Here is a 14,203-nt window from a genome sequence, read left to right as displayed (position 1 = left end):
ATTTGATACATATTTTTTTAAAATATTTTTTAATAAAAACAGGCTTGATTGATTCATCAAGCCTGTTTTTGTATCAAAAGAACAATGATAAGTTTTACTTATTTATTTTCAGCTTTATCGACAACAATACGATTTTCACGATTTGCTAATTCCCAAGCAGTATAAAATACTAATCGTGTTCTGTTTTCTAATAAGTCATATTGAATTTTATCCGGAGTATCACTAGGTTGATGATAATCATCATGAGTTCCATTAAAATAAAAAATAACAGGAATATTATTTTTAGCAAAATTGTAATGATCTGATCGGTAATAGAAACGATTAGGGTCATTTTCATCATTATAAGTATAATCCAATTCTACATTCGCGTATTTAGTATTTACCTCTTCTGAAATAGCATGTAATTCTGTACTTAATTTATCGCTCCCGATTAAATACACATAGTTTCTATTTTCACTTTTACGTTTAGGGTCTATACGACCGATCATATCAATGTTTAAATCTGCTACAGTATTTTCTAATGGAAAAATTGGATCTATATCGGTATAATAACGAGATCCTAATAGACCTTTTTCTTCACCGGTTACGTTTAGGAATAGAATAGAACGTTTTGGACCATTTCCATCTTTTACAGCTTTTGCAAAAGCTTCAGCAATTTCTACTACAGCGACTGTTCCAGACCCATCATCATCGGCACCGTTATATACTTTACCATCTTTAACGCCTTCATGATCCAGATGTGCAGAAATTACTATGATTTCATCTGGTTTCTCCGATCCTTTGATAAATGCGGCTACATTTTCTGAAGTTATTTTTTCAGAGACATTTTTATAATCCAAAGTCATCTTAGTTTTGATAATATTGGTTTTATCATTTGTCTCTATATCATTTACTAATGCTTTAGCCAAATCATTATTGATCAGGAAGAAGTAAGCTTCCTCAGAATTATCCGAAAGCGTCATTCTACCGGATGCATTGCCAAATTGTGCCACAGCCATTTGATAAACTTCTGGGAAATAGAACAATATTGCCTTAGCACCTTTCTCTTTGGCAGCATTACGTTTTGCAGCAAATTGTTGTCTCATATTAGACCATTTTGACCCTTCTGAAGTGCCTGTGATCGTAAATGTCCCATCAGTATTTTTGGGCTCTCCTGATTTTATAAGAAGCACTTTATCTTTAACATCTATATCACCATAACTTGAGAATTTTTCGTCATCAATTCCGAATCCTGCATAAACAATTTCATCTAAAGAAAAGTTATCTGTTTTTCCTGAAGAAAGCGAAATAAAATCTTCTGTATACTGAAAAGGTTTATCATTAACGCTAAGTTTTACATCGGGTTTGCCAATAATATTTAGTGGTACTTCCTGAAAATAGTTTCCATCACTTTTTGCAGCTGGCACACCATATTTCATATAATGTTCTTTCAGAAAATTAATCGCCAACTTCTGTCCCGGTTTACCTGTTTCTCTACCCTGAAATTCATCAGATGCATATGTGTATAATGCTGTTTTTAGATCTTCCGCAGTAATCGTATTTGCATAAGTTACAGAATTACTGACTACTTTTTTTGTTTCTGCAGAGGTACTTGTAGTATTTTTTGTAGTACCACAAGCTGCAATGAATGCCGTTATTACTAAAACGGAAATTACTTTTTTCATAAAAGATGTGTGAATATTAATTGTATGATTTCAGCCAAAAATACAAGAATTTCTATATCATTTTGTTAAGTGACTGCAAAAAGTAGGAGTTATCAGATATTTAAAAGTACTTTTAATTATAATCTATAAGGATTGAAGCTAGCATAAATAGATCAAATTATATTTGTAATTTCGTTCTGTACATTTAAACAAATGATTAAAAATGTCTACTACTAATCAATGTAAAAATTGTGAACAATCTTTTGAAAAATCTTTTGACTATTGTCCCTACTGTGGACAAGAAGCTGCGGATAATCTAACTTTTGGGGTATTATTTAGTAATACTATAGGTAATTATTTTGCGGTTGATGCTCGTTTTTTTAAGAGTTTTATTCCTTTAATGACAAAGCCAGGTATTTTGGCAAGACTTTTTGTTGATGGAAAACGCTTATCTTATTTGCATCCTGCCCAGTTTTATCTTTTTATCTCTGTTGTATTCTTTTTTGCTTTTTCATTTACTGTTAGAAAGGCTGATGACAGTCTAAATAAGACGTTTAAAAAGGAGTTTAGCAAGGAAAGTGCGTTAGATCCAGAAGAAATTAAGAAAGATTCCATTGGTTTAGAAATTGCTAAAAAAGCATTAACAAATAATGCAGGCCTTTCCAAAATAGCAAAAAAAGATCTTAAGGTTTTTGATTCTGTGATGTCTGCTGAACAAAAATCATCTAAAAATTCATTCAGTTTTAAACGAAAGCAGCTGGATTCTTTAATAGCTATAGAGGCTCCTTTGGAAGAAAAATTAAAATTTATGGGATTAGAGGAAGGGGATAGTGGGATCACTAAAAAATTCCTTACCCAAATTCTAAAGTTTTATGAGCAAAAAGGAGGAGGTATTTTAAAAACATTGTATGATACTATTCCAATAACGATGTTTTTGATGTTACCGTTATTTGCATTTTTACTAAAAATATTTTATTGGAAAAGAGGAACTTTTGCACATCATATGGTATTTAGTTTCTATTTTTTCACGTTTGTTTTTACTTCGTGTTGTTTTCTAATTTTAATTAATTCAATTGTCGGAATACCTATTTGGTTGCAGATCTTATTCTTTTTTTCATTTATTATTTACTTAATACTTGCTTTTAGAAATTTTTATAAGAGTAGTTGGATAGGAGCACTTCTTAAAGGCTTTTTTGTTAGTTATATATATGTGATTATTATAATACCGTTTGCTTTAAGTGGTATTATTTTGGTTTCAATATTTTTATATTAAAGGAATACTCAAGTTTTTTGAAGCAAACTAGAAGTATTACTAAAAAGTAGTCGGTAATGAAATTAAATTTAAATAATACTTTTTCTGAAGAATTACCTTCAGATCCTATTCAGGAAAATTCCCGAAGACAGGTTAGAAATGCTTGTTTTTCGTATGTGACTCCAAAGAAAACAAGCAAGCCAGAGATGTTACATGTTTCTGAAGAAATGAGTCAGGAATTGGAATTTTCTAAAGAAGATGTGCAGTCAAAAGATTTTTTGCATATAATGACAGGTAATAAGATTATAGATGATACTAAACCTTATGCTATGCATTATGGTGGACATCAATTTGGAAACTGGGCCGGACAATTAGGAGATGGTCGCGCTATTAATCTTACAGAAGTTGTATACAATTCTAAGCGTTGGGCAATTCAGTTAAAAGGTGCTGGCGAAACTCCATATTCTCGTAATGCTGATGGTTTAGCTGTATTACGATCCTCCATTCGTGAATATTTATGTAGTGAAGCAATGTTTCATTTAGGAGTTCCAACAACACGAGCATTGTCTCTTGCAATTACAGGTGATCAAGTATTAAGAGATATATTATATAACGGTAATGCAGCTTACGAAAAAGGAGCTATTGTATGTCGTGTAGCTCCTTCATTCATCAGGTTTGGGAATTTTGAAATTTTAGCAGCTCATGGAGATCATAAAAATTTAAAACTTTTGACTGATTATACCATAAAACATTTTTATCCAGAAATAAATGCGAGTGGTAAGGATGCATATGTTCAATTTCTTTCAGAAGTTAGTAAAAGAAGCCTAAAAATGGTTATTGATTGGCAACGGGTAGGCTTTGTACATGGTGTTATGAATACGGATAATATGTCTATTCTTGGTTTGACCATTGATTATGGTCCATACGGATGGTTAGAAGATTATGATCTGGGATGGACTCCTAATACTACAGATAGACAATTTAAACGCTATAAGTATGGAACGCAACCGGAAATAGTACTTTGGAATTTGTACCAACTGGCTAATGCGTTGTATCCATTAATTGAAGAAATTGATCCAATAGAAAATGTATTAAATGAATATCAAGAAGCTTATAAGCAGGAATATATTGATATGATGTATACTAAAATTGGAATTTTCACAGGTCAGGAGAAAGATCATCTACTTATAAATGAACTAGAAGAATTGCTACAACTTGTAGAAACGGATATGACGATCTTTTTTAGAACCCTTGCTAACTATAAAAAAGGAGATCACAATCAAGGAATTGAAATTGTGCATCGTGCGTTTTATAACCCTAAAGATTTAAAAGATGATATTGTAAGTCGTTGGAATGCTTGGTTTGTGAAATATAATGATCAATTGCAAAACGAGGTTTTGAGTGATGAACAACGTAAGGAGAAAATGAATATGATAAACCCAAAATACGTTCTTCGCAATTATATGGCTCAGCTGGTGATTGATGACGCAGATAAGGGAGATTATAGTTTAATTGATGAATTATACCAAATGCTTAAAAAACCATACAATGAGCAACCAGAATATGACAAATGGTTTGTAAAACGTCCAGATTGGGCAAGAAACAAGGTTGGTTGTTCTATGTTATCCTGTAGTTCTTAGTATTGTTATGTTATTAGAATATATAAAAAGAATTCCAGAAGGATATTCTGAAGGAATATATAAAAACATAAAATATAGTATTACCAAAGAGACCTTCAATAAAGGAAAGTCTTTTAAGATATACGGAAAAGAATTGCAAGGAAATGATTTTATCAGCTTAAACTATTACATTACGTCTACTTCAGAACTATTAAAACCTTGTGAAATGCCAGAACAAAAGGTTGTTGATTTTTTAGAAAATATTGTTATAGTATGACTTAGTAATTGGTAATAAAAAAATTTCATAAAATATTGATTTTCAATTTTTTACCTGTTTTTATTTAATTGTTTGATGGAAGGTTCTTTCTCTCCTGGATGATATAAACTTTTACCACGTTTTAATACATCTTCTTTATAAAAAGCGGCCTCTTTAAATTGTACATCAGCATAGGGTTGTATTTGATCATCAAAATGAGGAGAATCGGGATTGCCACTTTGACCACCAGCAAGGCTTGTTTTTGCTTTTACCTTTTCTCCAAATTCCACAACGGCCACAAAACTATTTCCTCTGGTTCCATAGATTTTTTTGGTATTATTTGTATAACGTTCACCATAAGCAGCAAGTGCTCCCCAACGTCCTGATGCAAAACCAACTGCTGTACTGGGTTTATTATCATCGAATGGTTGTCTGATATCTCCATTAATACGCTGAAAACGATTGACTTCTCCCCAAGGAACAATGCCTCCAAAATCCGCTTCTAATTGCGATAATGTTTCTTTAAAAATATTTAGTCTTTCTTCTAACGGAGATCCTGTACCAAAATAGGTGAGAAGTGCCATATCGCTCATCCGTTCTTTAGGTCTTTTTCCTTTTTTTGCATAGTTAGTTCCATAAAAGTGAGCCAATGTCATGGCTTTGGATTCTTTAGAAGTTTTATAATCCCAATTTCGTAAAATTTCTATAGAACTTTCTAATTCTTTAGTTTTATCAATTTTATCATAAGCTTCTACCAATCCAGGAATTAATTTTTCAAAAGCTGGTAAATACGAATCATATGCAAGAGCAATAAGACTATCTATGGTATAATCTTTTTTATCTTTTAGTAATTCAATAGCATGAACACCCCTGAAATTTTCACGATCTATAGACATATAGCGTGGATAATCTTCCTTTTTAGGACTAAATTCTAGTGCGGAAGTATATGGTGTAGAGTTACAATTTTGTAACCAGCCATTTTTCGGATTTAAAAGGGTTATTGCTTCATCAACAGGATGTAAGCCATTCCAATCGGTTTTAGGATTACTACCATCTACAGGTTTTGTATAATCAAAGGATTGATCTCTAACAGGAATAAAATTACCGTGAAAGTATGCTATATTTCCTTCAGCATCTGCATATACTGTATTATTTGATGAATTAGTTTTTATATCCATCATTTTACGAAACCCTTTATATCCATCTTGTTTAGTTCGTATATAGGATTGCTCTAAGGCTTTTACTGGTTCCCACATTAAAGCAGTAGATACCCATTTCCCATCTTTAATATGTGTTACAGGACCATGGTGTGTACGATATGCGGGAAATGTTTTTTCTTTTATAGAATCACCTTCCTTATACTTTAGGGTAATATCATATTGATCTATAGGGCGCAGTTCATCACCGTATTGATACATGGGTTTGCCTTGTTTCTCAGTAGTAGTTTCTATAAATTCATCAATAACATCCGTATATGTAGAGGTATGCATCCAGCCTGTTTTCTCATTAAAACCTTGATATACGAAAAACTGTCCCCAAGTAACTGCTCCGTATGCATTCAATCCTTCTTCACTAACTACATGGACTTCTCCTCTAAAATAAAATGAAGTATGTGGATTGATCAATAACATAGCATTTCCAGATTGTGTGAGTGAACCGGAAATTGCAATTCCATTAGAGCCCTGAGGTTCTAACATTTCCTTTTCTTTTTGTAACGAAAGTTCTTCAGTAATAGGTATTTCCATACCATTTTCATACATCGCTTTGATTTTACGAGTAGATACGCGCTCTATATCTCCACCAATGGAACCTTCACTAAAATACATAGGCATCCATGGTTCAAAATGTGTAAGTAATCGAGGTTTTACTTCTGGATGTGTTTCCAAATAATAATTGATCCCATCGGCAAAAGCAATACATAATTCCTTAAGCCATTCTGGACTACTTTCATAATTAGCTATGGCTTCTTTTTCTGTCATAAAAAGCTTTGCTCTTAAATCACTATAAATAGCTTTTTCTCCTTCCACTTCGGCTAAACGACCGATTGCCCAAATATAATTTTGTTCCACTCGATTAAAATCATCTTCACATTGTGCATACAATAATCCAAATACAACATCTGCATCAGTCTTTCCATAGATATGAGGTACGCCAAAATCATCTCTAATGATGGTAGTATTTAATGAATGTTCTTGCCATCTTTTCTCTTCATCACTAATTTCTACTTTTTTTTCAGTTTTACACGAAAATAGGAGCAAAGTAGTAATACCAAAAATTATGATTTTAAATCGTATCATAGAACTTATTTTATAATCTAAAGAAAGGGTAAGTTGTTATTTTAGAAGTGTATGAACTCCATTTTCTAATGTATATAATGTGGTAATTTCTTTTTGAGTAAGATTTCTATTGTAGATAGAAAGTTCATCCATCAATCCTATATATCCTAATCCCAGATAAATATTTGATTTATCTAGTTCCCAAGTAAAAGGATCTGTAATGTTTTCTCTTTTTCCTTTTAGTTCACCGTTTATATATAAGGAAGTTTCGCCTATTTCTGTGTTTAGGCTTTTAAAATTAATTAAGATATGTGTCCAGGTGCCTTTGGCAAAAGGCGGTTTAGAAACGGGCAGTAGTTGTTTAATAAAATCCTGATCGTCATTATCAGAAACTGTAGTGTCTTTTTTCCAAACAGTTTTATCACCAATAACTCCAAGTCTAAAATCTCTTGGATTATCTTTCGTAAAGTCAACCCATATAGATGCATCATTATAACTAACATCAGTTATTTGGATTGGATCACAATATCCTGGTTCCAGATCAGTGGCTGGATCAAGATTTAGCCAAAAAGAAACAGCACCATTCCAGTTATTGGTGTTATACGCGATGTTATCTTTACTGGTATAATAAATATAGCCTTTACCATTAGAAGTATATAATAGTGCATCTCCTTTAAGTCCTTTATCTTTTGCAATACTTATATTTTCTTTATGTATTCCAACTTGTGCAGAATCTCTTGCTTTACGAGAAGGAACCGTATATAGTTGAGGATCTCCGAGTGCAAAGTCAGCCTGAACGCCTTGATCAAAAGAAGCATAAAAAGTTAAGGCTTTTTTTAATGCTGTGTTTGTAGTATTTTCTTTAGCTACGTCCTTTTGGGTCTTATCTTTTTTGGTATTGTCATTTCCACAAGACCCTGCTAAAAAAGATAGTGCAAAAGCAAAAATAACAATGTAATGAGGGTTAGATTTTATAGTTTTCATGAGATGGTTTGTGTGAGATAATATGGTTATAAATATATAAAAATAATACCCATCATATATGATGATGAGTATTGGATATGAAAGTTTTAAATAAACTTTATGATATCGCTGTCATGAGATGTGGAAGAATGAATTGAAATAAACACTTTACCCTATCTAATATCATAATTTTATTGAACGATATATTATCTGAAAATTAAATATTGCTTTGTAAATATTTAATTTTCAGATAATATATTTCCTATGGTTAGAAATATTTTTTCTATTGTTAAAATGAGTACAGAACTACTCATGATATATATTAGTAAAATAGGTGTTTTTTGAATAAATTTTAGAGCAGAATTAATAATATCTAAAAACACGCTATTTATCTCGATTTGCTCTGAATTAATATAAGTTTCGAAAAACAAAGAAAGAATAAGAATACTCGATATGAAGATGATTAAAACCTTTTTGGAAATCAAAGGTTCTATTACTTCATCTTCGTTATTCTTTTCTATCATAGAAACAACTTTTTTTGTAAAATCACTACGGATAGGGTCTAGAGTATTATGAAATAAAACCTCATTAATTCTAACATCTTTTGTTTTTAAAAAAGTTTCATTCTCCTGAATCATTTCCAGAAAATCACTGGTAAATTGAGTATTAGGTCCCTCTAATTGCTCATTTTTAATCCACTTTATTAGAAGTTTATCTTTTTTATTCATTTTATAAAATGTTTTTTAATTCGTCTTTCAATAAACCATTTAATTGTTTTTTTAACTTCTTTCTTGCTCTAAACAGTTTAATTTTGATATTTGATTTAGATAATCCAGTAATACCATGTATTTCTTCAATACTGTTTTCATCGATATAGAATAAAGTAATTAAAAGCCCTTCTATACTTGGTAATGAATTGATAGCTAATTTCACAAAGTATTGAGTGTCTTTATACTGAAGACTTTCTTGTTGAGAAAGATTCTGTGACTTTAATTTCTCATGATCTTCATTAACAATGGGTTGCGTATTGATTTTGTTTTTTCTAAGATCATATATAGCGGTCCTATATGTAATCGTATATAACCAAGTAGAAAATTTCGATTCTTTTTTAAATGCGTGTATTTGTTGATATACTTTTATAAAACTCTCCTGAGCTATATCTTCTGCTTCGATTTTGTTTTTCACAATTTTTAAAGCAATGTTATACACCATATCCTTGTACTTATCTACGATATATGATAATGCTTCAAAATCACCTTGTCTTATTTTTTCGATATGTATAAAATCTTCCTCTGAACTCATCCATGCTTAGGATGCTATTTTATGTACAATGGTTACACTTTATTATGATTTAATCAAAAATTCATTCTTTATCTATAATGTGTAACCATATATCTAAAAAGTGCATCTTAATAGATAACAATTAAAAATTTAAGAATATGGATGGAAATATTTTAGTGCCTATTTCATTTATAGCCTCTGTGTTTGGAATCATTTACATATATATAGCCTCCCGACATAGAGAACGTATTGCTATGATTAAATATGGAGTGAATGCTTCTCAATTAGTAAATAGGAAAAGGGATTTAGCACAATCATTAAAATACGGAATGTTTCTGATGGGTATCGCTTTAGGAATTTTGGTAGGATACTTTATAAATCTATTTGTACAAGAAAAAGACCATCCTATATTTTATTTTTCTATGACATTTTTATTTGGAGGGATCAGCATTATTATTAACTACAGAATGGAAAAAAAGAAAGCAAATATCTAATACGTGATCGTATTGAGATTTATAACCAAAATAATCATTTCATCAATCAATTTTAATCAATTATGATACAATCAAAACGAGTAGTTATAAAAATAATTTCGGTATGTATTTATGTACTTTCGATCAGTGTAGCAAAATCTCAAAATTCTACCGTAGTAGAAGAAAAAATAGATGCGTTATTCAATGACTGGAAACAAGGTGAAACTCCTGGAGCCTCGGTTTTAGTTATAAAAAACAGAGCTGTTATTTTTAAAAAGGCGTATGGATTAGGAAATATTGAAAATAATATTCCTAATACAACCTCTAGTCTTTTTAATATAGCATCTAATTCTAAACAGTTTACTGCGTTTGCAGCATTATTACTTGAGGAAGAAGGTAAGTTATCCTTAGAAGATGATGTTCGAAAATACATTCCAGAACTTCCAGATTTTGGATATACTATAAAAGTAAAGAATCTGGCACAGCATACTCATGGGATACGAGGTGTAATTTACTTATTAGGAATGGCGGGATGGAATATTGAAGATGTTATTACTAAAAAAGATATTTTTGAATTATTTAAGCAACAAAAGGAACTCAATTTTCTACCGGAGACTGATTTTTTGTATAATAATTCTGGATACATATTACTAGCAGAAATTATAGCGAGAGTATCAGGAAAACCATTTCATGCATATCTGAGAGATCATATCTTTATGCCATTGGAAATGAGAAATACAGTTGTTTTCGAAGATAATAGTAAGATCATTAAGAACTTGTCATATCCATATTATTTTGATGGTAAATCATATAAAGTAGCCATTAGAAATTCAAAAGATATTGTTGGCCCTAGTGGTATCAGAACTTCTACAGAAGACTTAAGTAAATGGTTGCTGAATTTTGAAAACCTAAAAGTAGGTAATGAAAGGATTATAAATAGATTAATCACTCCAACTGTACTAAAAAATGGTGATACACTGTCTTATGCCTTAGGTCAGGTGATACATTCATATAAAAATCAAAAAGTTATCAGTCATGGAGGTTCTGATGCAGGATATAAAAGTCAGATTTTGCGCTTTCCTCATGAAAAATTATCAATCATTGTTTTAACAAATAATGGTTCGTTAAACGCAGAAGAAAAGGCATATCGCATTGCAGATTTATATTTAAGTAATGATATGAAATCTTTAAAAAAAGTGTCTAATCAAAAAGTACTATCAACTTCACCTATAACAGAAGAAATGTTAACCAAATATGAAGGGAAATTCGAATTGCAACCTGGGTTTATATTAGAATTTAATCAGAAGGAGGGAGGTCTGTTTATAACCGCTACTGGACAAGGAACATTACCTTTAGAAACAATTAGTAACACTGAATTTAGAATTAGAAGGATAGACGCTTTAATCACATTTGTGGAGGATAAAGATGGGACAGTAAATACATTAAGTTTTGATCACAATGGAACCGTTAATTCTGCTAAAAGGATAACTTATGATATTGATAAATCTATTCTAGAAAAATATACTGGTACTTATTACAGTGAAGAGTTAAATACGTCCTATAAATTATCAATACAAGATGGTCAATTAATTGCCAGTCATCAACGACAAGATAATACTAAACTTACAGCACTCGAACCTACTAAGTTTACCGGAAATACGTGGTTCTTTGGTATTCTAGATTTTATAATCCAAAAAGATAATGTTAAAGGCTTTAAAGTTTCTTCTGAAAGAGTAAAGAATCTTTGGTTTGAAAAGAAGATTTAAAATAATTCGAGTTAAGTAAAAAAATCAATTTATTAATAAAATTTACTCAAATTTAATACACTTTGAGTTCGTAACAAAAAAATATGTATTGCTACGAACTCAGAGTGTAAAGTGTGTCATTGTTTTCTCAACTGATACCTTCTCGTTAAGAAACCAATGATTCCTAAAGTCATAGTTACTATTATTAATGATATTATATAATTAGAACTATGATTAAGTCCACCGAAATAGTCTGCAAATGGTATTTTATTAATGTTCGCATATGTGATCATAAAAAATAGTATTTCGAATAGTTTTTTTCCTTTAGTAAGTATCCCTAATCCAGATGCTAACAAAACAATAAAAACAGCCCCTATTATTATAAATCCTACAGATGAAAATTCTTGTATAGTCATCAATCTAATTATTAACGGAGTGGCTAAAAATAATATGATAGCTATCCCTGCAATTATTTGAGACGTTAATAATCGAGTTAATGGTTTATGTGAACTAAATGCAAAATAATGAACATTATGGTAGATTTCTTTAGATGATATTTCTGAAAGCCGATGTACTTGTAAAAACCATAGTATAGGTAAGATCAATGGATATGCAATTTCAACGGGAGTTATTGCTAGCAAAATCATTCCTATAAGATTTATAACCCATAACCATCTTTTTCCTTTTCGGAAGAGTAGTATTAATTCAGTTTTTACTAAAGAAAATATTCCATAGTCGATTTCAGGTTTAGATAAGTTGGATAAAACAATTTCTTTGGCTTCTTTTTTATTAAAGATTTTGGGAATTGTATTTGTTATTTTGGATTTGTGTTTTATCTTAAATCGATGAAAAAATGGAGATATTATGATAATTAGTATCATTCCTAGTAAGGTCCAGGCTATTCTGCTTATTAAAAAAGATATAGGAAAAGATATTCCGTTAAATTCGAATTTCTTTGGTTTTTGAACATTTCCTAAAACATATCCTATTGATAAACTAGTCTGGTCATCCACTTGTAAAATACCTTTAACACTTTCTTCCATTTGATGCATTACTATTTTGGTTCCAAAAGGATCTAATGCAAATTGTGTTTCATCAGAATATGTGGAAAATACAATTGTAGAGAATAAAAAGAAGAAGCCGATATTTTGAATTACTGAATATTTTTTAAATAGAACTTCGAAAACTACAGCCAATACAGCAATAAAAAACATAGCCGGAATAGGAATCAATAAATATGGAACTATAAATTGTGACAGTTCAAAAGGAAATCCTTCATTGTATAAAAAGAAGAGAATTATACTCATTATGAAAATAATAAATACAATGGTAGATAATATTAAAAAATTACTAAATACCTTTGAAAATAAATACCTGAAGTTAGAAACAGGAGTAGCGGCAGTGATCTGTCCAATCTTAGTTATTTGATCCGCTTTAATTCCACTGTTTACGAGATAAAAACCAATTAGGGATAAAAAAACACTCGTCATAATTGCCGTTACATAACCAAACCAAGCTGCATTGTAATAACCTACATAATCAGAAATTCTTATCGTAGAATAGGATGCATTTGGTTCTGGCACGAATGTATATGCTATTGCTAAACTAATACATAAGGTTATTAGAAAACTATAACTTCGGGTGCGTTGCAGATAATCGAACTTTATGGTTGATAAAAATGTTTTCATGATAAATTGTGTTAGTAAGCATTATAGATTCCGATATGTACCTTTTCTAAAAAAGCAAGGATTGCAATGAATAATAGTACTGATGCTATGGATATTCTTACAATTGTCTTTTTATTTATTGATTTTTTCATGGTTTTAGTTTCTTTTAGTTAAGTATAAGTATGCATCTTCAAGATTTGCTTGTTGGGGGATAGAATGTTCAATTGGGTTTTCCGAAATGTACCGAACGTTTATCATTCCTTCTTTTCGAGAAGTACTTACTATAATTTGGTTGTTTTTAAAATGAGTAAGGCGATCTTTCTCTATGGTAATACTAAAAACCTTTTGATCAACAAGTTGTATTAGTTTTTCTTGATCACCATATGAAAGTAAAGAGCCATTTTTCATTACAGCTACTTGATCAGCAATTGTATCAATATCGGATACGATATGGGAAGACAAAATTACAATACAGTCTTGTGCTAAATCCGAAATAAGATTTCTAAAACGAACTCTTTCTTCTGGGTCAAGCCCAACCGTTGGTTCATCAAAAATCACAATTTTGGGATCATTGAGAAGTGCTTGTGCAATTCCCACGCGTTGTTTCATTCCTCCAGAATAACTTCCTATAGGTTTTTTAGCAGCATCTAATAGGTTAAGTCCATCTAGCAATTGCTCAATTTTTGATGTAAGATTAGATCCTCCGATACCTTTCATAGCTGCTATATATTCTAAAAACTCAAAAGCATTAAGATTAGGATATACTCCAAAATCTTGAGGAAGAAAACCTAGCTGTTTGCGCATATAGTTTGCATCTTTTACAATATTGTTTTTATTTAAAATAATAACACCTTGTGTTGGTTTACTTACAGTAGCTATCATTTTTAAAAGTGTTGATTTTCCAGCTCCATTAGGCCCTAATAGTCCTAATATTCCTTTCTCTATAGTTATGGAGAAATCTTTTAAACCGTATTTATTTCTATTATACTTTTTTGATATGTTTTGAATTTCGAGTGTCATAATTGTCG

At 30.7% G+C, this 14,203-nt stretch carries 12 protein-coding genes; 5 read left to right on the top strand and 7 right to left on the bottom strand.

Annotation, left to right across the window (positions count from 1 at the left end; translation table 11 throughout):
• Positions 1-98: 98 nt before the first annotated feature.
• Positions 99-1,664 (bottom strand): M28 family peptidase, encoded by a 1,566-nt coding sequence (locus tag Q0829_RS03885; protein WP_298540153.1) that lies wholly within the window; start codon positions 1,662-1,664, stop codon positions 99-101.
• A 202-nt stretch (positions 1,665-1,866) separates the two neighbouring features.
• Between Q0829_RS03885 and Q0829_RS03880 the strand changes: the two genes are divergently transcribed.
• From Q0829_RS03880 to Q0829_RS03870, 3 genes are read left to right on the top strand one after another with little or no spacing between them, the layout of a single operon-like run.
• A complete protein-coding gene (locus Q0829_RS03880) occupies positions 1,867-2,916 on the top strand; it encodes a DUF3667 domain-containing protein (RefSeq protein WP_298540151.1) in 1,050 nt (349 codons plus the stop codon).
• A 56-nt stretch (positions 2,917-2,972) separates the two neighbouring features.
• Positions 2,973-4,535, top strand: a complete 1,563-nt coding sequence (locus tag Q0829_RS03875; RefSeq protein WP_298540148.1) for a protein adenylyltransferase SelO — start codon at positions 2,973-2,975, stop codon at positions 4,533-4,535.
• Between the two features lie 7 nt (positions 4,536-4,542).
• Entirely contained in the window at positions 4,543-4,791 is a 249-nt protein-coding gene (locus Q0829_RS03870; RefSeq protein ID WP_298540146.1) for a peptide methionine sulfoxide reductase, read from the top strand.
• A gap of 50 nt (positions 4,792-4,841) precedes the next feature.
• Here Q0829_RS03870 and Q0829_RS03865 read toward each other — a convergent pair whose 3' ends face one another.
• The 4 genes from Q0829_RS03865 to Q0829_RS03850 all read right to left on the bottom strand — a co-directional run bounded on the left by Q0829_RS03865 (position 4,842) and on the right by Q0829_RS03850 (position 9,311).
• Positions 4,842-7,067 (bottom strand): acylase, encoded by a 2,226-nt coding sequence (locus Q0829_RS03865; RefSeq protein ID WP_298540144.1) that lies wholly within the window; start codon positions 7,065-7,067, stop codon positions 4,842-4,844.
• Positions 7,068-7,103: 36 nt separating this feature from the next.
• Positions 7,104-8,030, bottom strand: coding sequence for a LamG-like jellyroll fold domain-containing protein (locus Q0829_RS03860; protein ID WP_298540142.1), 927 nt, complete (start codon positions 8,028-8,030; stop codon positions 7,104-7,106).
• A gap of 218 nt (positions 8,031-8,248) precedes the next feature.
• Positions 8,249-8,737, bottom strand: a complete 489-nt coding sequence (locus Q0829_RS03855; protein WP_298540140.1) for a hypothetical protein — start codon at positions 8,735-8,737, stop codon at positions 8,249-8,251.
• Between the two features lies 1 nt (position 8,738).
• Complete coding sequence (locus Q0829_RS03850) at positions 8,739-9,311, bottom strand: sigma-70 family RNA polymerase sigma factor (RefSeq protein ID WP_298540138.1); 573 nt, start codon at positions 9,309-9,311, stop codon at positions 8,739-8,741.
• Positions 9,312-9,448: 137 nt separating this feature from the next.
• Between Q0829_RS03850 and Q0829_RS03845 the strand changes: the two genes are divergently transcribed.
• Together Q0829_RS03845 and Q0829_RS03840 are read left to right on the top strand one after the other, a co-directional pair.
• Complete coding sequence (locus Q0829_RS03845) at positions 9,449-9,784, top strand: DUF6249 domain-containing protein (protein ID WP_298540136.1); 336 nt, start codon at positions 9,449-9,451, stop codon at positions 9,782-9,784.
• Positions 9,785-9,846: 62 nt separating this feature from the next.
• Positions 9,847-11,529 (top strand): serine hydrolase domain-containing protein, encoded by a 1,683-nt coding sequence (locus Q0829_RS03840; protein WP_298540134.1) that lies wholly within the window; start codon positions 9,847-9,849, stop codon positions 11,527-11,529.
• Positions 11,530-11,645: 116 nt separating this feature from the next.
• Here Q0829_RS03840 and Q0829_RS03835 read toward each other — a convergent pair whose 3' ends face one another.
• Together Q0829_RS03835 and Q0829_RS03830 are read right to left on the bottom strand one after the other, a co-directional pair.
• A complete protein-coding gene (locus tag Q0829_RS03835) occupies positions 11,646-13,196 on the bottom strand; it encodes a hypothetical protein (protein WP_298540130.1) in 1,551 nt (516 codons plus the stop codon).
• A 135-nt stretch (positions 13,197-13,331) separates the two neighbouring features.
• On the bottom strand, positions 13,332-14,195 hold the full coding sequence (locus Q0829_RS03830) for an ABC transporter ATP-binding protein (protein WP_298540128.1): 864 nt from the start codon (positions 14,193-14,195) through the stop codon (positions 13,332-13,334).
• Between the last annotated feature and the right edge of the window lie 8 nt (positions 14,196-14,203).

The sequence above is a fragment of the uncultured Aquimarina sp. genome (genome assembly GCF_947492405.1).
Classification (GTDB): Bacteria; Bacteroidota; Bacteroidia; order Flavobacteriales; family Flavobacteriaceae; genus Aquimarina.
Note: the sequence above shows the minus strand (reverse complement) of the source record. Positions and strands in the feature narration are given on the sequence as shown.